This is a genomic window from Paenibacillus sp. Lou8.1, from assembly GCF_024213565.1.
In the GTDB taxonomy this organism is placed as follows: Bacteria; Bacillota; Bacilli; order Paenibacillales; family Paenibacillaceae; genus Paenibacillus; species Paenibacillus polymyxa_B.
Window position 1 is genome coordinate 268828 of sequence record NZ_JANAVN010000007.1, and the last position, 19324, is coordinate 288151.

Genomic DNA, 19324 nt, shown 5'->3' on the forward strand with positions numbered 1-19324 from the left:
AAAGCGCCCGGATACAGAGTGCAATCTCCTGTATCCGGGCGCTTTTTATCATTTTAGGATTTTCCTTCAACCTGAAAACGTCCAACCAGTTCGCGCAATTCCTCTGCCATTTGGCTCAGGTCCGCTGTAGATGAAGCAATCTCCTCGATAGAAGCGAGCTGTTGCTCAGCTGCCGCTGAGATCGACTCGGTGTTGCTCGCTGCCTCGTCCGAAATGTGGGCAATATCGCTCATAATATCTACGACACCTACAGTCCCCCGTGCCATTTCCTGAGTCACTCCGGTAATGTCATTGATATGTACCATAGCTCGTTCCACGGCCTGGCTGATTTCCGCAAAGGATTGCTCAGACGTGGTTACCGAATCAATGCCTTCCGTCACCCGTGTCCGCGCTTGATGCATAGCGCCCAGAGCATGATTCATATCCACCTGCATCGCTTCAATGCGCTCCGAGATCAAAGTAGCCGATTTCGCTGATTCCTCAGCTAGCTTACGTACCTCCGTAGCGACCACGGCAAATCCCTTACCATGATCCCCAGCACGTGCGGCCTCAATGGACGCATTCAGAGCTAAAAGATTCGTCTGTTTGGCAATACCGGATATAACGCTGATAATATTCACGATTTCACCGGAGCGCTCATTGAGAGAGTCCATGGCCTGTCCGAGATCGTTAACGGTCTCATCGATGTCATGCATCTTCTGGACAGCCTGCGTAGCAGCCTTGCTGCCCTCCTGAGCCGACTCGGCGTTCATCTTCACATGTTCAGATACGCCCACCATACGCTCGGATACGTTCGCTGCTTGCTGAGCAAGCTCCTCCATATTTACGGAGCCGTGCTTGACGCTCTCCACCTGACGTTCGCTGCCCACAGCTACTTCCTGGATAGCAATGGTGACATGCTCAATCGCTTGGGTTGTCTGATCTGCACCCGCAGCCAGCTCCTCCGCTGAAGAACTCACCCGATCTGTCGTTTCGTGTACGCTTCGAATCATCGTGCGCAAACTATCCACCATGGTTTGAAAGTGAGCAGACAATTCGCCCACCTCATCCGTTTTTCCAGTTTCCAAATCGCCCGTCAAATCTCCTTCACTGATTCGTTCTGCTGATTTTTGCAGCTTACGAATCGGTACCAAAACAGAACGGGTAATCAGGAAAATCGCGATAAGCGCAATCACCAGTGAGGCAGCCAGCACGAAAATGGTTACATAACGCATGGCAGCGGTGGCATCGCTAATCTCGGATTGATAGAAGGTACCTGCAATTTTCCAGCCGGTATCCGTATTCGTTACATAGGTCAAATATTTCTCGCGACCTTCATGCATATAGTTGAAGTTCCCGCTCGGCGCAGTATACAACCTATCAAGCGAATTCTCCTGAGGAGATGAGCCCGCTTTAGCCGTAGGATGGACTACGAATTTCTTCGTATGATCCAAAATGATGATATACCCCTCCTGGCCCACTTTGATAGAGGCCAGTTTACGTACACTCTCCAGATTTAGAGAAATCCCGATAACGCCGGACTTGTCGGAAAGCGTCTGAGATACTACGACAACAGGAATACCCGATGAATTGATGATCACAGGCGTAATTGCAACCTTACCGGGCTGCTTCATCGCTTCTATGTACCATGGGCGTGTGCGAGGATCAAATGTCCCTTCATCCTCCTTGGGCACCCCCCGAATCATCAGCCCCTCCGGTGTTCCAACAAAAATATCCGTGGCATCTTCATGCAAACCCTTGTATTGGATCAGCTTGGGCTGAATCAAAGGGCTGTTTCGACCATCTATCATCGAGCCGTCCAGACGCTCCGCCAAATAACTCGCATCTTTAATTTTACTGGCGATTGCGTATTCAATAATGGAGTTAGCTGTCGCTACCCCCTGATTCGCACTCCCGTGGAGCTGTTTCTCCATAGCATTATATGATGATTTATAGGTCGCAGTGGAAATACTTAAGCTCGGAATCAGCAAAACAAGTAAAAAGCCTAAACTTAGCTTGTTCCTGAGTGTCCATATCGTTTTTCTCTTTCGCGTTGTTCCCATGTTTTTTCCCCTTTGCTCATAAAACAATATATTTGAATTACATTCCGTGTTAGTTATATCGGTTGAAAGTAGCAAATGATTTACAATAAAATTTCACAAAGGAGAAAAACAAAAAAAGCGCCCTATAAGACTAAGGACGCGGTTATATGAACATTTAGACCTGTACGTTACTGTTTTCAGCCTTTTTGCGGCCAAATAACTGATCCACTGCCAGAAAACGTCCACCGACAAGCGCTTGCTGAAGGCTGGTGAACAGAATCAGCAGATCAAATTCAATCGAGCCAAAAGGCTGTCCTTTTTTAGCGGTTAGCAATACACCAATCATAACAATGGTCAATGCCGCTCCAGCCAGTCGTGTTCCGATACCCAGAACCAGTGCAATTCCTCCCACCAGCTCAACCGTAGCGACCACAGGGGCCATCCAACCAGGGAGTCCGATACTTTGGAAGAAGCCGGAGGTTCCGTCTAATCCCTGAAACTTTTGTGCACCGTGAACGATAAAAATAACCCCTGTAAAGATTCGTACCAACAATAATCCAATATTCATAAGCGTTTGATTCATTTGCTCATCTCCTTTTAAATTGTATAAAAATCCTGCAACAAACTACATAGTGTAGTGTATTGCACATCGAGAATCGGGAGCGCGAAAAGCGCCACCCGTAAGAAACATCTTGTCCAACTAGATTAGCGCCAGTGCGAACATAAGTGTCAGCATCACTAGCACATAGCTGGAAAACATAATCGAACGCCAAGGCATTTGAATGACAGGTTCTTGCTGAGGGTCTAAAATACGTGAGATACGATAATTAATGGACGTTTCTGCAAACGAGGAACAAGCGGCCGAGTTTACCAGGCGAGTATTGGCAGGTGTCATACTCAGAAGCTTGAGCAATGCGCTCCCAATCCCAACGGGTGAACCAGCTCGATGGATCGCTTCGTTATCAGCCAAAATTTCACGGGCCGTCTTATAATGATTGGTAATGTGACGCAGCACCGGCAAGTAAAACAGCTGTTTAGCACACACTTGCAGCAACCAGGTCTTCAACGGATCATAATGTTTCATATGATAGGCTTCGTGGTATATGACAGCCTCTTCCTCGTGCTTGTCCAGTACGGACAATAGTGCAGAGGACAATACAATGCGTGGCTTCCATAATCCCATGGTAAAGGCGGCTGGCTTGGCATAATCAATGACCCATATCCGATCGGTCCCGAGTTCACGATATCGCTCACCCAGTGCCTCGGTCAGAGAGAGGTCACGCATTCGGTGCAGTCTGCGAAAGGCTGCCCTGGTAGCCATACACTGTCTGACTGCTTCTCCTCCAGCGATAGCAAAGGTAACGAAAACCAGCCCGCTGAGCGCATCCACCATGTAGCCAATTCCGTAGTGCTGCAACAAACTTCTGCAAATTTGAAACACGTTATAATTCAATTTCCAGCCGAAAACATGCTGCCCGGCGTACATACCCATCTGTATAAGGGCGAAACCCGAAATCAAGGCGCCTGCTGTAAACAGTAATTTAGAACGTGTTTTCCACATCGCTACATATCCTTTTTCCATTGTTTAATTTTTTGTTCCAGACGTTCGATCAACTTCGGATCGGCCACCTCCAGAGCATCAATCATATGATTGACAGCAAGCGGACCAAATTCATCCACCAATTCGTGACTGAGTCCCTTGGATTGCTCATCCATGAACTCTTCCCTACTTAAAACTGGACGATATAAAGACGTTCTCCCACGTATACTCTTACTCAGTATCCCCTTGTCCACTAAACGGTTCATCACGGTCATTACCGTATTGAAGTTAAAGTCCCGATCCCCCTCCAACGCGGTCTGCACTTCTTTGATACTCCGATCCGAAGTGGACCATAAAATATCCATAATCTTGGCTTCCAGAGGCCCGAAAAATCGGTTAAGCCCAGTTTCGCCAGCTTTAAAATTCAGTCGTTTCATAAGAAGCACCTCACACTACCGATTGTAGTGTATATATCCGGCTAAAGTCAACCGTCACACCTAATGTCAGTTTCTTCATGGAATCATATACAAACCGCCGAATGTCTCCATCCGGCGGAAATTCATCGGTATTCATAACTTTCAGGTCAATCTGCCAATCTGTATCCTACACCTCTTACGGTTGCAATATATTCAGGTTCCGCAGGTCGATCATCTAGCTTCTTACGCAAACTTTTGACATGCACATCTACAACGTTACTACCGCCTACAAAATCCGTCTCCCAGATATCGTGCATCATTTGCTCGCGAGAGATCACTTTGCCTTGAGCATCAATCAGCTTCAGCAACAAATCGTATTCTGTTTTAGTCAGATTCAGTTGACTCTCTTCTTTATATACCAGCATTTTATCTCGGTCAATCCAGATGTCCTTGAACACCGTACGACGGCTGGCTTGCGCTGCCTGACGGGAAACGGCAGGATGGCGTACAATCATCCGTTCAATGTCATGCACCATATGATTGGAAGCCAGCGGCCACACCAGCACCTCTTCTGAAGGAAGCAGCTCATTCGCATGTACAGACACCCGATCCTGAACCACGTACATAACCGGTGTGTCTTTCATGTGTTCTACCTCCAGACGATTGCGGATATCCAGTAATTCATTCTGTGGTTCGGTGGCGGTCAAATCGTAAATCAACAGATCGCTTCCCAGATGACGCTGCACTTCAGGCTCCCAGCGATGAAAAACCATCACATCAAAACACGCATCTGACAACGTACGCACCAACCCGTGAACTACACCCGGTACCGAACTGATTAGAATGATACGACGTGTGGTCGGACAATACAAAGGCTCATTGGAGGGAACGGTCTGCACCGTAGGTGTAGAGGGAGCTGCTAACATCGATGTCCAACTGCCCTTCACCCGTCTAGGCATGTCAGCCACTTTGAAACGATTCGTTATCTGATTCGCTTGCTTTGGCATTCCTTACACACTCCTCCGAATACGACATGGGCATGGGCAATATTATACCCCGTTTCATGCGCAACCGTGTCAATCCAATCATGGGGGACTTCACTCATTACTTCATCTACCCGGCCGCAAACCTGACAAATAATATGCTGATGATCGTCCATCCGTCCGTCATAACGACTAGCAGCTTCCCCCAGCTTCAATTCACGGATTAATTCCTTATCCGTCAAATAACGCAGTGAATTATATACCGTTCCATAGGCTAGATTATATCCGCGCTCCATCAACCGATTCATAACATCGGCCGCAGTAGGATGATCGTGGGCTTCACGAACCACATCATATACCGCTTGGCGCTGCGAAGTTAAATTTAAAGTTCTCATGCCGCATCTCCCTTAACCAACGCAGATTATATTAATTACAAACTTACAATCATAATAAAGATCAATTTAGAATAAGTATAAATCTTAATTTATTTCAAGTCAATGGGATCGGATAAATTGAACGGCTTTGCAACACAATGTATACATGGTACATCTCAGCTCATACACATCGGAGGAATATTTTATGAAAATACTGTGGATATTCACACTCTTTATGATGCTTATGCTCGGCACCAATCTGCTAGTGAACTGGCTATTCAGTACTCATACCCCGTGGGAGCCGATGGCATTGGCTTTTAGCACTATGCGTCCATCCGAATATATCGTCTTGGCAGGAATGCTGCTCGTATTCTTTGTGACCGTGGCAAAAAAACAAATTAAATACGGATTTCACTTCCTTTTTTCACGATGGTCCCGTTTTCTTAAAGTTTCCGCTTCTTCCTCGGGTTCTAACTCTGCTTCGATGCAAAAGAGCGGCCAAAAAGAGCAGCAAGGGAAAGATGAAAACAAATAACGGATGAATATAAATAAAAGATAATCGTGCAAGAGAAAGGTGCTCAATCATGCTGGGTGTTTGTACCTGTGACCACAGTAAGACAATGATCCCGACAAAAAGTAGTGTTTTCCGGTAGGGGAGGTTAAAAATATCGGAGATCCCGAGCACCGCAGCATAGAAGAACAGGGCAATTTTAAAAAAATCGCCCACAATCATCGTCATCAGAACAATCACATCCAGACGTTGTAAATATTCTGAAAATTGTACATTCCCAAATGTGCTGAGTAAAGGAAAGATGGAGCGCTGTGCAATGTCAGTGCCCATAACAGCCACATTTAGTATTGCGGCTTCAGCTAAAACGAAACCACCTACGATAATGCCCGCATAGCCTGTTCTGGCCATCTGCGACGTTTTTTCCAAATGGGGCACGAACATCATAAAACAAATCATTTCTGCGTATGGAAATGCCAAATGTTCCCGAATGGCTGAATGAAGCACAGATTTAAAACCATGCTCCATCACCGGCGTCAGCTCATGCAAATGAATGCTGTCCGATAAAATCAACAGTACATTTCCCACAAAAATGACGGTCACCACTGCAATAAGCATGATTTGTCCTGTTCGAGCTAATACTTCAAATCCTAACCAAAGGACATACATTACGCACAAAACCATAAGGAAGGCAACGACGAGGTTGGGCGTTTGCTCCAGTACGGAAATACGAATTAGCTCTGTCTCATCGCGCAAATTCCCGCCTGTTAGAAATAAAAAAAACAAAATATATAATACTCCCATGACTGTTCCACATGCATGACCGACCAATTCGCTAGCATAGGTTGTGAGAGGCTTACCAGGGAACGTTTCAGCTGTGTAGCAGTACATTCGGAACAATACCATACCCAGAATCATAGCAACGAGTTGGATAATCCAGGTGTCCCGCTGCATATAACTATCCATATTAATGGTAATTGCGTTGCCTGTAAGAAAATGAAACATAAGAATGAGCAATTGCCCCGTGCTGATGTATGTTTTGTTTTCAAGACGATGACTCACGAGGCATACTCCTTTCTTTTTTTGTTGCGAAACTTTTTCAGCCATGACACCATAAGCAACAAGAAAGGAAAGAACACAGCAAATATCGGAAACACCCATTTCAGTACAAACTTGCCTGTTGTAAGATGTTCTTGATAGCCCTGAGCCATCAACACGCAAGAAACAAGCATGATAAGCCCAAACGGCAGAATCAGTTTATGGTATGAAACACGTAATACATCTTCAGCAGCCTTAACCGCCGCATAATAGAAAATAAAAATTTTGAAAAAATCAAAAATAATGACAGTCATGACCCCAATTACATCCACTCTATCGACGAAATCTGATATTTCCACCTTGCTGATCATAGAAAGCAGCGGGTAAGTGGCCCGTTTGAATACGTCCTCCCCAAGCACAACCACATTTGACAGTGTAACAAAAGACAGGATTGCGCCTCCCAACAATACAGCGGTGACCCCAACCCCGTTGGCACGGTAGCCTTTCTTTAATGTGGGAAGGATCATCGCAAACGTGACCATCTCACCGTATGGCAACATCAAGGCTTGTGAATAGACAACCTCCCATACCGGCTGCCAGCCATGCTGAGCAATAGGCAATATATTGCTCATATGAACAATGCCTGACAATAAAATCATGATATTCGTAGCGAAGCCCAGCAGCAGCAGCAAAAATAACAGCATAAGTCCCGTGCGGCCTGCGACCTCAATTCCCAAATGCATCACATACATAACAAGACCAATCATCAGGACACAGACGATAGTTAACGGCGTATGCTGTAATGTCCGGTCGGCAATCAGTATTCCAGTATCTCGAAGATCGCGTGCTCCACCGTAAAGAAAAAACACAATATATAAAAAGGCAAGCACGCTCCCAGCAGTTTTGCCCAGAAGCACCTTGCAGTACTGTGTCATGAGTAGGTCGGGAAAGTGGCGGTGAAGGCTGCCGTAGCATAGAAAAAGTAGGGCTCCCAAACCTGCGGCGATAAGAATAGCAATCCACGCATCCTTGCCCGCATCTCTTCCGGGAATAGACATCATGGACGTCCCCAACTCAAACAGCATCATCAGGGAAATCATCTCTTTTGCGTCGATTTGTATCTTTTTCAATGCCTTCCCTCCTTTCCCGATTTCACTAATTGGACTCTCCCTTTGAATAAGGGCTAGTCCGTGACTGTGTATGCTTCAGTACCGAAGTCACCTGAACACGAACGGTGCTTTCTGCAAAATAGCGGCTCCATTCAGGTGAGAGTTTTTTCCACTGTTCAGGATGGCTTTTCTCCAGTGCATGGCCTAGGCCGAGTACATCACTACGGCTACGCTGAACCTCCTTAACCGTTGAAGTAATCACTTTTTTTGTTTCTTCTCCCCACTGTTTCTGCAAGCTATACATAACCTCTGGACTTTTTAAGTCAATCGAGCACTCGGCTTCCTGAATCGTCCCGGTCTGCTCCAAATTAATAACAAATACCGGCTTCCCTTGCTCGATCAGACTGTGTACATGTGTTTTAGAATACAAGGTTTCGATTCCAATGGTTTCACCTTTTTTGCCGCAGCCCAACGCGGTTTCAGCACTTTTCACTTTATTGTTTACTATAGATAATCCAATAGCTCGGTTATCGTCCAGCCAATGGACGAGACGATCCTTACGGAACACACCCATACCGTTAATGCGAACAACCGCTTCGGGCAAAATAGTATCCACGTTAGCCTTAAGGGGGGCCTGCTCCAAATTACCTTCTACTTCTACACCAGTAAGGACAGGGCCACTACCTTTATTGGACATACTCCGGATAACATCGTCTAGACTCACTGCGTAATCCCCGGCGTACATACGCTGGGACGCTTCTAGCTTACCCGAGATATCATTAGCAGGAATACGACCGATTGCAGTCATGGATGTCAGTACGTTCTTGGCCGTTTCACCGCGTGCTACCAGCATTTTCATCGTTAGTCGGGGCTCCGCAGCCCTTTCCAAATAATCCAACGTATCCCCGATACCACGTCGAGCCAGCTTTTCTCCAAAAACGACTATCCTCGCATGGGCCAGAGAAACTACCCGCGGAATCTTCTGTGAAGCTTTGCGAATCACTTGAAAAAGGTTGCTTCCCTTTTGCTGATACAGCACAACTGGGGTATTTCCTCGGGCTTTAGCCCCGGCAATTTCATCCGCTACGATAATCTGTAGTGAAACCACATAATCGGATTCACCATCCGCATCAATGCCTATAGCCGCGACTACTGCCCGCTGGTTCAACTCCACTGAATCCCAGCAGCCAGAGAGAAGCGGCATGACTAGTAGCCCCACCAAACTCAGCATCCATATTCTCCGTTTAAAGGTTACTGTGTTTCGTTCACTCCCCTTCTCCAGATGCACCCTGAACGCCCCCCTCCCGCATCGGTGAAGTTTTATCGGAAGGGGACATCCCGCTTCCATCCTTCATTCGTGTCTGATTCGTTGATGTAATACTTTTAGGACGTTTCCGCATCATCCAAAATGGCATTCGCAATACCGCATCCTTTTGACTCTCCAGCACAAAAGGACTGAAAGGGGCCATGTAGGGTACCCCAAAAGAGCGAAGGCTGTTCATATGGGCGATCAGCGCAATGAGCCCCAATGTAATGCCATACAGCCCCATAAATGCAGCCAGCACCATAAAAACAAACCGGAACAGTCTCCCGGCTACCGCCATGTTATATGCCGGAATCGCGTAGCTGGCAATCCCCGTTAGCGCTACTACAATCGTGAGCAGCGGGGTGACAATTCCAGCCTCCACAGCCGCTTGTCCCAATACAAGCGCACCGATAACGGATACCGTTTGTCCGCCCACACGGGGCATTCGAATACCTGCTTCTCGCAAGATTTCAAAGGTGATTTCCAGAATAAACGCCTCCAGAAATGCCGGAAAAGGGACGGATTCCCGCTGCGCTAGTATGCTGATCAGCAGTGGGGTTGGTATCATTTCATAATGATAAGTGGTTAAGGCGATGTAGAGAGAAGGCCCCAAAATCAGAATAATAAAGCTGATATAACGTATGACTCGGATGACAGTTGCCATGTCATAACGTTCCGAATAATCGGAAGAACTTTGAAAAAATTGAGCAAATACAGTGGGCATCACCAGTACAAATGGATTTCCATCGACGATGAGTGCCACCCGACCCTCCATAATGTTGCTGCTAATCGTATCCGGTCTTTCCGAGTTATAGATCGTTGGAAATGGTGTGAGATTTTGGTCCTGTATCATCTCTTCTACCATGCCGGATTCAAATATGGCGTCAATATTGATGGCTTTTACTCGTTTGCGAACTTCATCTACGACACTTGAATCTGCAATATTTTTCATATACAGTATGGCCACATTCGTGAGGGACGTACTTCCCACTTTGAACATCTCCATCGTAAGATCGGAGCTTTTAATCCGCCGACGTACAAGAGAGACGTTCGTGAACAGGGATTCCACAAATCCATCCTTCGGCCCCTGGACGACAGACTGTGTGGAGGGCTCGTTAACCCCCCGCGTCTCTCCTCCGCGTGTGCCGCATGCGATGGTTTTTTTACAGCCTTCCAGCAGAATGATCGTATCTCCCATCAAGAGTTGTTCCATCATGGAATTCCAATCATCGCAATCCTTCACTTCACCCAGTTCCAGCGCATGAGCCTGTATCCGATTGTAAAGCTCTTCTGCACTTTCTACCTCAGCAGCCACCTCGGCAGATGGGCGGCTAAGCAATGATTTCATGACGAGCTCATTCACCGTATCCGTCTTGACCATACTATCTAGAAATACAATGGCGGCAGGAACATCCGCCTTTAGTCCGATATTAAAACGGCGAATCAAGAAGTCTGGGCTGTTAGACGTCGATTCCTTAATTTGCTGCAAGTTGGTATCCAAATGAGCCTCGATCTTTAAAGAACGTGAAGAATTTTCTTTATTCCTGTCCGCACCCGACTTTTTATTATGTTTGCGATAGGGATAGCGAATCATGAGCAAACCTCATCTCCAGTAAGGCAGCAATAGCTACCGCCCATTTTTCCTTATTCTTGTATCTTTGGAGTATGCTCAATCTATTCCCAGTTATGCACCAAACATGTGAACGAAACGCTATAAGCGCACCCGCGTAATAAATTTCAATAAATTCTTCATTTGCAAGCTTAATGTCAGTTTTTTTGATAAAATGAAGGAATATGCCTCTCGGGAGGGTTAGCATCTTGTTCAGTACGTTTTTTGTAAATACCTGTATCCTTGTCACCTTTTTGTACATAACAGGCCTTATATCACAAAGATATAAAATCCGACTGCACACCTTGAAACGTAAGGTACATTGGATTGGAGGCGCCCTTTTTGGGTGCTACGGCATAGTTATGATGTACTATTCAATTCCAGTAGGATTTAATACGATTGCCGATCTTCGTCATTTGGCCATCGTAGCTACCGCAACGTATATCGGCGCCCCAGCAGCACTCATGGCTACCCTGTTTATATGTGTAGGTAGATTATTACTGTTTGGTATTAACACTCAAGCCATCGTAGGCGCTGTTTTTATGCTGTTTGCCGGTCTGGGGTGCGCTATACTGTCACATTTGTCGTGGTCACGTTTGCCCAAGCTGATTATGATGAACATTTTTGCTTTGGGCTTTATATTTTGTTCCCTGATGGTTAATTTAAAAGATCTTGATGATGTTCTGCACGTGTATCCGCTCCAATTCTTCATTTCCATGGTCGGCGGATGTCTTCTGTACCTCATTGCTGAATCTATCAACACATCCAATGAGCTGTTACTTCGACTGGAGCATACCTCCTACACAGACCATCTCACTAATTTAAGCAACAGAAGACAGCTTGAGTTTTCATTGGAAGAAAAGCTCCCTCAAGCTCGCCAACGTCATGAGCACTTATCTGTACTGGTGTTGGATATTGATCACTTCAAGGAAGTCAACGATACCTACGGACATGCGGCAGGAGATGCAGTGCTGCGCCAGCTTGGGCAGATTTTAATGGAAAAATGTCGTCCTAATGATGTAGTCACCCGCAGCGGGGGGGAAGAATTTACTGTGCTTTTGCCGAATTGTGCTTTTCGACAAGCGCTGCGCATAGCTAATCAGATTCTAAGTGGAGTAAATCAGCACGAGTTTATTTTAGCGGACGATCTTGTTCTTAAAATCACGGTGTCCATCGGCGTGACGACCTTTCCTGGTACCGGGGAAGATATGTCCGGGGCAGCCCTGCTGGAGCAGGCAGATAAAGCACTATACGAAGCTAAAAATGCAGGACGTAACCGGGTTTGCTCATATGAAATATAATTTGAGGCATGACCATTTCATAGAAATAGCCGATACAACCCTCTCTTGAGAGTCGTATCGGCTATTATCATTTTGAATCTTCATTATGATTGCATTTTTCCACCACGAGTGATGTACGATTGGCAAGCGAAGCCAGCGTATGGGACCCCCATACTTCTAGCATACGTCGTTCGCTCTCGGCTAAAATTTCGGATACGGCTATCGCCAACTCCTCACAAAAAGGATTGGTTTCCGGTTCATGCATCATACCCGGGAAAATCGGATCACATATTTCAATGGCGTGATATATATCGGCAAGTGTAATATGGTCGGCCGAGCGGGTAAGCACATAGCCTCCCTCACGACCTTCGCGTGCTGCAATCAAATCTGCCTGTACAAGTCGCGTCAGCACCCTGCGCACCAAAGTGACTTCGCAGTCAATGGAACGGGCAATTGAACCGCTGGCACAGAGTTCTCCGTGCTTTTCCAAATAGACAAGCGCCTTTACCGCCACCCCAAGCCATTTGGGCGTTGCGGTGCGTAGTCGTTTTTCACTATTCAAATGAGATGACACCCCTAAGCTGTAGAAACTTCGTTGAATGCATTGTACGTGATGTCAGAAGTAAGTTCAAGCCTGAAAGCCGGAATCCTCTGTAGCATTAGCGCCCAAAGTAAAATGAGCTAGCCGCACTTCTCCGCTCAACAACAGGTATACATCACGTGTGCCAGAGACTGAATGTACCGCTTCCGCGAGCGTAGTCCATGCTTGCGCCCCTCCTGTATTGCCCACGTTCACACGTGCCACAGCTTCGTTGTCCGGCGCATCCAAACGCAGCTCAATTGTGGCATAAGCTTAATTAAGATGATAAAAAGTTTATTTATGAAAGCGTTTTAATATATCATAGCTAAAAAGGGATACCCCGGCAACAATACCGAAAACATCCTATACTGGTTGAAAGAGAGACCGCAGCATAAAGACAAAAAAAGTTGTATTTTACCTTCAATATACAAAGCTAAAAATAATATTTTTTGGTATAATCAGGATATATCATGGAAGGAGGAAGCTCTAATGAAAAATACTGGAATGACACGGCCTCTAGATCAATTGGGCCGGATTGTACTTCCTAAGGAAATGCGGACCACAATGGATATCAATATCGGTGATTCACTTGAATTTTTCGTAGATGAAGAAGGGTTTGTACTAAGAAAATACACCGGTGTCTCCTGCAAATTTTGCGGCGCGGTGGATCATTTAACTTATTTTCGCGACAGCTTTATTTGCGCAGAGTGCATCCAGGTATTAAAGACCGATGAAAATGTGCATGCCACAAGCACCGATGCTATCCAGGCTCAAGAAGATTCTAAGCCGACCCGAACCAACACAACCTGGCAACCCAAGCAATCTAGAGTGCAACAAGGTGAAATGGTAAAAAAGCTACGCAAGCTAATTCAGGAACACCCGAACCTGCCACAAAAAGTATATGCAGAAATGCTAGATATTTCTCAAGGCCGGGTGTCCCAGTTGAAAAAGCTACTCTAAACCTTCTCAAAACAATATCCCAAGATCATATACTATGTACTCGCAAGCCTATCATTTTCATCGCAACTACGATGGCCAGATATAGAGTAAGGTGCATATCCGTGGATGTGTCCCTTACTCTGTATCTGGCTTTTTTATGCTGCCCGCCCCTACCAATGTGACAATAGTCACATACTCTCAATGTATACGTATATACAATATATAGATCGAAACAATTGGTTAACACAAGATATCATCAATATGTTGTTTTTGTGAAAAATATATATATTTTACTATATGGAGGGTTTTACGATGAAGGTGCTGGAGGAACATCAATTATACGACATCGGCGAGCGGGTCATTGGGGCACAAGATCTGGACATGCTACGGGAGAATGCAAATTTGAATGGAGAATCGTTCAGCGGCAAAATGAGCAAGCTTGGGTCCGAGTATGCCAAATGGTATGTGCGCCTGCGGGTACTTCCGCCTGAGCTGACGAACGCGATTGACCACGGGTATGTATATGTTCACGATTTGGACCAATATGCACTCGGAACTACAAATTGTATCTTTATTCCTTTTGGTCGTTTACTGCGAGACGGCTTCAATACAGGCAACGGCTCTGTGCGCACACCGCAAACGATTATGTCTGCTATGGCACTAGTCGCCATCATATTCCAGTCTCAGCAAAACAGCCAATTCGGAGGTGTCTCTGCCAATAAAATCGATTGGGACCTTGCCCCATACGTTGCCCGGTCCTTCCGCAAGCATCTGCGCAAGGGACTCCGGTTGTTCGAGGAAGAGATAGAATCCAGTCTGTCTGACGACGAACTACATATGGCCAATCCCCATTTGCAAGAAGTCTGCCCTCGTTCCTACGCATTCGCACGCGAAGAAACGGAGACGGAAACCCGGCAGGCTGCTGAATCGCTCATTCATAACCTGAACACCATGAGCAGTCGGGCGGGGGGACAGATTCCATTCACTTCACTGAATTACGGAATGTGCACGTCTGCTGAGGGACGGCTTGTTACTCAATCGCTGCTGGAGGCCACCATTCGCGGCTTGGGCAGCGGGGAAACTCCTATTTTTCCACAACATATTTTCCAATGTAAAGAGGGAATCAACCAGGCAGAAGGCGACATCAATTATGATTTGTTCTTACGGGCGGTAGAATGCTCTAGCAGACGGATGTATCCCAATTTTGTGAATGTGGATGCCACCTTCAACCTGCCTTTTTACCGTGCTGATGATCCAGATACCATTATAGCGACAATGGGTTGCCGTACCCGCACCATTTCTGACCGTTTCGGTAGAAACCGGCAAAGTGGCAAGGGGAATCTCTCCTTCAATACCATTAATCTGGTGCGGCTTGGCATTGAATATGGTATTTGCACAGGCAAACGCCTGACACCTGACCGTGATCGCTTTGATGCGAGACTAGAAGAAGTTATGCGCATTGCGGTAGATGGCCTAATTCATCGCTATCAAATCCAGACCAGCCAACCGGCCAAAGCCTCGGACTTTATGATGCGCGAAGGGGTATGGGAAGGTGGAGAACAACTGGCACCAGATGATAAGGTGGGAGGCGTACTAAAACACGGTACGCTTTCGATTGGGTTCATCGGGCTGGCTGAGTGCATGAAGGCACTATACGGGAAACACCACGGGGAGGATGATTTTGTATACCGAGAGGCACAGCGAATCATCACTTCCATGCGCGTGTATTGCGATCGAATGAGTGAACATCACAATTTAAATATTACATTGTTCGCTACGCCTGCCGAAGGTCTGTCGGGCAAGTTCACATTGCTGGATCAACGTGATTTCGGGATTATTCCTGAAGTAAATGATCGAGAATATTACACGAATTCTTTTCATATTCCCGTGTATTATACGCTCCCGGCTGCTCGTAAAATCAGCTTGGAAGCTCCGTTCCATAACCTATGCAACGCTGGTGCGATTTCATACATTGAGCTGGACGGTAATGCGCGGAATAACCCGGATGCGTTTCTTAAAATTGTTCAGTATGCGCTGCATCAGAACATCGGCTACTTTTCCATCAACCATCCGGTGGATCGTTGTACGGAATGTGGTTATGAAGGGATTATCGGGACAAGCTGCCCCCAATGTGGCACAGATGAGGAGCACACACACTTTCAGCGCTTACGTCGGGTAACCGGATATCTGACAGGAGATTATACCGTTCGCTTTAATGCCGCAAAACAGGCAGAAGTTCGAGACCGGGTGAAACATAAGTGAATTTGTGTGGCTACATTCCGGAATCTCTGAACGAAGGATACGGCCTGCGCACCGTTGTGTTCATTAGCGGTTGCCGTCATGCCTGTCCTGGATGCTTTAATCCAGCGTCGTGGAGCTTCCGTGCAGGCGAGCCATTCACCCCCCAACGACAACAGGAGGTCATTCGTGACATCATGGAAAATCCGTTGTTGGATGGACTGACTCTCTGCGGGGGAGACCCGTTTTTCTCAGCAGCAGAATGCTCGCAATTTGTGCGTGACTTCCGCGAAGCCTGTCCCGACCGAACCGTGTGGGCTTACACTGGCTTTGTCTATGAAGATCTACTCACAGATCCGGAGCGACAGGAACTGGCGCTTTTGTGCGATGTGATTGTGGACGGTCGTTTTGTAGAACAGCAAAAGGACCTGACCCTTCCCTTCCGGGGCAGTCGCAACCAGCGTCTGGTAGATGTGAAAGCCAGTATTCAGGCAGGTTATGTCGTTTCATTGACATAAGGCGATGCTTACCCAGCAAGCAAGATGCTATATCTAATCTAAGACAAGCCCCCATCATGGGTAAGGCTTGTCTTTTTTTCATATGGCTAACAGATTCCATTGGAGTTTCTATTGCGCATCCTGTAAGTTTCACTTATGATGGTGAACAAGTATACGAGTGCATAATTATTCGTCATACCTTAACCGCATAGCTTGGAGATAGGTGTCTGTTCTATTCAGATCAGGCTTAAAAGGGAAGCCGGTGCAAATCCGGCACGGTCCCGCCACTGTAAACGGGGAACTTTCAGCTGTTCATATATCCACTGGTCCACAGACCGGGAAGGAATGCTGAGTGTCATGATCCGTAAGTCAGGAGACCTGCCTATTTTAACAACATCGCAAGTACCTACGGAAGATAGGGAGGTGTTAAGAGCAGTCGCCGTATTTTTGATTTTTTAATCACGGAGGCATTCTTTCCCCTACTTATTTTTAACCTTGGGGGGAAGAATGCCTTTTTTTGGTACGTAAAAATAAAACAGCTACCCACTAGGAGGAAAAGTACATGTCCATTATTGAATGGCCTGAATTGTCCGGCTTAATTAGCAGTAATCTGGGATATCCGCGTATCGGCGAAAATCGGGAATGGAAGAAAGCACTGGAACGCTTCTGGAACGGCAGCATTAACGAAAGCGAACTGCAGACGGAAATGAAAAAATTACGGTTGGAGCATCTGAGCAAGCAGCGCAATAAGGGGATTGATCGCATTCCTGTCGGAGACTTCTCCTATTACGATCACATGCTGGATACATCTGTGATGTTCGGTCTGGTTCCCGGACGGTTCAACTATCGTCCCGCGGGTCCGGTTCCTCTGTCCGTGTATTTCGGGATCGCTCGTGGACAGAAGGGAGCAACCGCCAGTGAAATGACCAAATGGATGAATACCAATTATCACTACATCGTTCCTGAATTGGCGAACGCAGTTCCGGTGTTCACTGAAAATAAACCTTTACAGGCTTATCGTGAAGCAAAACAAGAACTAGGTATTGATGGGAAACCGGTCCTCATCGGCCCCTATTCATTCGTTACCCTTTCCAAAGGCTATGATCGTAAGGAGCTTGCCTCTATTATAAGAACCTTCCTGCCTTTATACACCCGTGTCCTGTCTGAACTAGCAGCAGAAGGTGTTCAGTGGGTCCAAATCGATGAACCTGTCCTGACCACCTCATTCCCAGTAGAGGATCTGGACATTATTCAGGAAGTCTATGAAGCTTTGAACCAGGCTGCGCCCTCCTTAAATATAATGCTGCAAACCTACTTTGGCAGCCTAGATCATTATGAGCGTCTGTCCGCACTTCCGGTACAGGGGCTGGGTCTTGATTTTGTATATGATGATGGCGAAAATCTTCAGCATATATTGCAGCATGGCTTCCCTAAAGGAAAAACGCTGGGCGCTGGTGTCATTGACGGACGCAATATATGGCGCAGCGACCTGAACGCTGTAGCTGCTCTGCTGGGTCAGTTAGCAGAACAGACCACTGCCGAGCAGCTTATCGTACAGCCATCATGCAGTCTGCTTCATGTGCCAGTCAGCCTGGAGGCAGAGCACAAGCTGGACAAGGAGCTGGTACAAGCGCTGGCCTTTGCTGATGAAAAGCTAGAGGAAATCGCCATCCTGACGGCTGCACTTGGCAAACACGATCCATCCGCACTCACCAAGCTTGGACAAAGTGCAGATGCGGTAGCCCGTTTCAACAGTTCAGCGGCACGCGTACAGACAGCTGCCGATCTGGCCGACCTGTTGGCCAAAGAGCCTCTGTCACGCAGCGTTCCTTTCGCCGAGCGTCGTGAGATTCAGCAAAATAAGCTGAAGTTGCCTCCACTGCCTACGACGACCATTGGTAGCTTCCCGCAAACCGCCGAGATCCGCAAGGCCCGCCTGCACTATCGCAAAGGAGAATGGTCTGCCGAGCAATATCGAACGTTCATCCAACAGCAAATTAAGGAATGGATTGATATCCAAGAGGACATTGGCATTGACGTGCTTGTACATGGGGAATTTGAGCGGACCGACATGGTTGAATTTTTTGGCGAAAAGCTGAACGGCTTTGCTTTTACGCAAAACGGATGGGTGCAGTCCTACGGCTCCCGCTGTGTCAAACCGCCGATTATATACGGAGACGTTTCCTTCGATCAGCCCATGACCGTGGAAGAAACGGCATTCGCCCAATCGTTAACTTCCAAACCTGTTAAGGGAATGCTTACGGGTCCTGTGACCATTTTGAACTGGTCTTTCGAACGTAATGACATTCCACGCAGTCAAGTTGCTTTACAGTTGGCTCTGGCATTACGGGCAGAGGTAGAGGCACTGGAACAAGCGGGCATCGGCATGATTCAGGTCGATGAGCCTGCAATTCGTGAAGGGCTTCCGCTGAAAAAAGAACAGCAGCAAGCCTATCTGGATTGGGCGGTTCAAGCCTTCCTTGTGACCACGGCCACCGTAGAGCCAGCGACCCAAATCCATACGCATATGTGCTATTCCGAATTTCAGCATATGATTCAGTCCATCTCCGATATGGATGCCGACGTTATATCTATTGAAACCTCGCGAAGCCACGGAGAACTGATTGTCAGCTTTGAAGATCAGGTATACGACAAAGGCATTGGTCTGGGCGTGTACGATATCCACAGTCCGCGCATCCCCGATGTATCTGAAATGCTAAGCATGATCCAGCGTGCCCTGCGCGTACTGCCATCAGATTTGTTCTGGGTTAATCCGGATTGTGGTCTGAAAACCCGTACCAAAGAGGAATCTGTCGCCGCCTTGCGACAAATGGTACAAGCGGCTCAAGCAGCCCGGGCTGCATTGGCTGTATCTAACTAATTTTT

General features: G+C 46.9%; 19 protein-coding genes and 1 riboswitch. Of the genes, 6 read left to right on the plus strand and 13 right to left on the minus strand.

Annotation, left to right across the window (positions count from 1 at the left end):
* Positions 1-53: 53 nt before the first annotated feature.
* From NLX78_RS12555 to NLX78_RS12580, 7 genes are all read right to left on the minus strand, one after another.
* A complete protein-coding gene (locus NLX78_RS12555; protein WP_250266867.1) occupies positions 54-2042 on the minus strand; it encodes a methyl-accepting chemotaxis protein in 1989 nt (662 codons plus the stop codon).
* Between the two features lie 154 nt (positions 2043-2196).
* Complete coding sequence (locus NLX78_RS12560; RefSeq protein ID WP_028540751.1) at positions 2197-2604, minus strand: DoxX family protein; 408 nt, start codon at positions 2602-2604, stop codon at positions 2197-2199.
* Between the two features lie 117 nt (positions 2605-2721).
* Positions 2722-3582: a M56 family metallopeptidase gene (locus tag NLX78_RS12565; protein ID WP_069290603.1), complete on the minus strand. Its 861-nt coding sequence runs from the start codon at positions 3580-3582 to the stop codon at positions 2722-2724.
* Positions 3583-3584: 2 nt separating this feature from the next.
* The gene (locus NLX78_RS12570; RefSeq protein ID WP_039271686.1) at positions 3585-3998 is read right to left on the minus strand and encodes a BlaI/MecI/CopY family transcriptional regulator; all 414 of its coding nucleotides are present in this window, start codon (positions 3996-3998) and stop codon (positions 3585-3587) included.
* Positions 3999-4008: 10 nt separating this feature from the next.
* Positions 4009-4134 carry a hypothetical protein gene (locus NLX78_RS26520; protein WP_257785376.1) on the minus strand — a complete coding sequence of 42 codons (126 nt, stop codon included), beginning with the start codon at positions 4132-4134 and terminating at the stop codon, positions 4009-4011.
* A 10-nt stretch (positions 4135-4144) separates the two neighbouring features.
* Complete coding sequence (locus NLX78_RS12575) at positions 4145-4984, minus strand: response regulator transcription factor (RefSeq protein ID WP_250260200.1); 840 nt, start codon at positions 4982-4984, stop codon at positions 4145-4147.
* The gene (locus NLX78_RS12580; RefSeq protein WP_023990809.1) at positions 4960-5355 is read right to left on the minus strand and encodes a Fur family transcriptional regulator; all 396 of its coding nucleotides are present in this window, start codon (positions 5353-5355) and stop codon (positions 4960-4962) included. The genes NLX78_RS12575 and NLX78_RS12580 overlap by 25 nt, the downstream gene beginning before the upstream one ends.
* A gap of 184 nt (positions 5356-5539) precedes the next feature.
* On the opposite strand from NLX78_RS12580, the gene NLX78_RS26890 reads away from it, so the two are divergent.
* The gene (locus NLX78_RS26890) at positions 5540-5869 is read left to right on the plus strand and encodes a YczF family membrane protein (RefSeq protein ID WP_483311678.1); all 330 of its coding nucleotides are present in this window, start codon (positions 5540-5542) and stop codon (positions 5867-5869) included.
* On the opposite strand, the gene NLX78_RS12585 is transcribed toward NLX78_RS26890, so the two are convergent.
* The 4 genes from NLX78_RS12585 to NLX78_RS12600 are packed head-to-tail and all read right to left on the minus strand — an operon-like array spanning position 5759 to position 10889.
* The gene (locus NLX78_RS12585) at positions 5759-6904 is read right to left on the minus strand and encodes a GerAB/ArcD/ProY family transporter (protein ID WP_254350564.1); all 1146 of its coding nucleotides are present in this window, start codon (positions 6902-6904) and stop codon (positions 5759-5761) included. The two genes, NLX78_RS26890 and NLX78_RS12585, sit on opposite strands and share 111 nt — an antisense overlap.
* Positions 6901-8010, minus strand: coding sequence for a GerAB/ArcD/ProY family transporter (locus NLX78_RS12590; RefSeq protein ID WP_250260198.1), 1110 nt, complete (start codon positions 8008-8010; stop codon positions 6901-6903). Before NLX78_RS12590 ends, NLX78_RS12585 begins: the two co-directional genes overlap by 4 nt.
* Positions 8011-8035: 25 nt before the next feature.
* A complete protein-coding gene (locus NLX78_RS12595) occupies positions 8036-9277 on the minus strand; it encodes a Ger(x)C family spore germination protein (RefSeq protein ID WP_250260197.1) in 1242 nt (413 codons plus the stop codon).
* Complete coding sequence (locus NLX78_RS12600; RefSeq protein WP_254350565.1) at positions 9255-10889, minus strand: spore germination protein; 1635 nt, start codon at positions 10887-10889, stop codon at positions 9255-9257. Before NLX78_RS12600 ends, NLX78_RS12595 begins: the two co-directional genes overlap by 23 nt.
* 224 nt (positions 10890-11113) lie before the next feature.
* Here NLX78_RS12600 and NLX78_RS12605 point away from each other — a divergent pair, with 224 nt between their 5' ends.
* Complete coding sequence (locus NLX78_RS12605; RefSeq protein ID WP_323873393.1) at positions 11114-12205, plus strand: diguanylate cyclase; 1092 nt, start codon at positions 11114-11116, stop codon at positions 12203-12205.
* A 67-nt stretch (positions 12206-12272) separates the two neighbouring features.
* Here NLX78_RS12605 and NLX78_RS12610 read toward each other — a convergent pair whose 3' ends face one another.
* Both NLX78_RS12610 and NLX78_RS12615 read right to left on the minus strand, forming a co-directional pair.
* A complete protein-coding gene (locus tag NLX78_RS12610; protein ID WP_061830466.1) occupies positions 12273-12746 on the minus strand; it encodes an Rrf2 family transcriptional regulator in 474 nt (157 codons plus the stop codon).
* Between the two features lie 66 nt (positions 12747-12812).
* Entirely contained in the window at positions 12813-13025 is a 213-nt protein-coding gene (locus NLX78_RS12615) for a carbohydrate-binding protein (RefSeq protein ID WP_330998691.1), read from the minus strand.
* A gap of 228 nt (positions 13026-13253) precedes the next feature.
* Between NLX78_RS12615 and NLX78_RS12620 the strand changes: the two genes are divergently transcribed.
* The 4 genes from NLX78_RS12620 to metE all read left to right on the plus strand — a co-directional run bounded on the left by NLX78_RS12620 (position 13254) and on the right by metE (position 19319).
* Positions 13254-13724, plus strand: coding sequence for an AbrB/MazE/SpoVT family DNA-binding domain-containing protein (locus NLX78_RS12620; protein WP_023990816.1), 471 nt, complete (start codon positions 13254-13256; stop codon positions 13722-13724).
* A gap of 291 nt (positions 13725-14015) precedes the next feature.
* The gene (locus NLX78_RS12625) at positions 14016-15965 is read left to right on the plus strand and encodes an anaerobic ribonucleoside triphosphate reductase (RefSeq protein WP_254350566.1); all 1950 of its coding nucleotides are present in this window, start codon (positions 14016-14018) and stop codon (positions 15963-15965) included.
* Positions 15962-16459: an anaerobic ribonucleoside-triphosphate reductase activating protein gene (gene nrdG, locus NLX78_RS12630; protein ID WP_254350567.1), complete on the plus strand. Its 498-nt coding sequence runs from the start codon at positions 15962-15964 to the stop codon at positions 16457-16459. The genes NLX78_RS12625 and nrdG overlap by 4 nt, the downstream gene beginning before the upstream one ends.
* A 183-nt stretch (positions 16460-16642) precedes the next feature.
* Positions 16643-16838, plus strand: a riboswitch (cobalamin riboswitch).
* 162 nt (positions 16839-17000) lie between these two features.
* Complete coding sequence (gene metE / locus NLX78_RS12635) at positions 17001-19319, plus strand: 5-methyltetrahydropteroyltriglutamate--homocysteine S-methyltransferase (protein ID WP_254350568.1); 2319 nt, start codon at positions 17001-17003, stop codon at positions 19317-19319.
* Positions 19320-19324: the final 5 nt, after the last annotated feature.

Excerpts from the sequence above, each read along its gene's own strand:
- NLX78_RS12555 (WP_250266867.1), bottom strand. The coding sequence starts at position 2,042 with ATGGGAACAACGCGAAAGAGAAAAACGATATGGACACTCAGGAACAAG.
- NLX78_RS12560 (WP_028540751.1), bottom strand. The coding sequence starts at position 2,604 with ATGAATCAAACGCTTATGAATATTGGATTATTGTTGGTACGAATCTTT.
- NLX78_RS12565 (WP_069290603.1), bottom strand. The coding sequence starts at position 3,582 with ATGTGGAAAACACGTTCTAAATTACTGTTTACAGCAGGCGCCTTGATT.
- NLX78_RS12570 (WP_039271686.1), bottom strand. The coding sequence starts at position 3,998 with ATGAAACGACTGAATTTTAAAGCTGGCGAAACTGGGCTTAACCGATTT.
- NLX78_RS26520 (WP_257785376.1), bottom strand. The coding sequence starts at position 4,134 with ATGAATACCGATGAATTTCCGCCGGATGGAGACATTCGGCGGTTTGTA.
- NLX78_RS12575 (WP_250260200.1), bottom strand. The coding sequence starts at position 4,984 with ATGCCAAAGCAAGCGAATCAGATAACGAATCGTTTCAAAGTGGCTGAC.
- NLX78_RS12580 (WP_023990809.1), bottom strand. The coding sequence starts at position 5,355 with ATGAGAACTTTAAATTTAACTTCGCAGCGCCAAGCGGTATATGATGTG.
- NLX78_RS26890 (WP_483311678.1), top strand. The coding sequence starts at position 5,540 with ATGAAAATACTGTGGATATTCACACTCTTTATGATGCTTATGCTCGGC.
- NLX78_RS12600 (WP_254350565.1), bottom strand. The coding sequence starts at position 10,889 with ATGATTCGCTATCCCTATCGCAAACATAATAAAAAGTCGGGTGCGGAC.
- NLX78_RS12620 (WP_023990816.1), top strand. The coding sequence starts at position 13,254 with ATGAAAAATACTGGAATGACACGGCCTCTAGATCAATTGGGCCGGATT.
- NLX78_RS12625 (WP_254350566.1), top strand. The coding sequence starts at position 14,016 with ATGAAGGTGCTGGAGGAACATCAATTATACGACATCGGCGAGCGGGTC.
- metE (WP_254350568.1), top strand. The coding sequence starts at position 17,001 with ATGTCCATTATTGAATGGCCTGAATTGTCCGGCTTAATTAGCAGTAAT.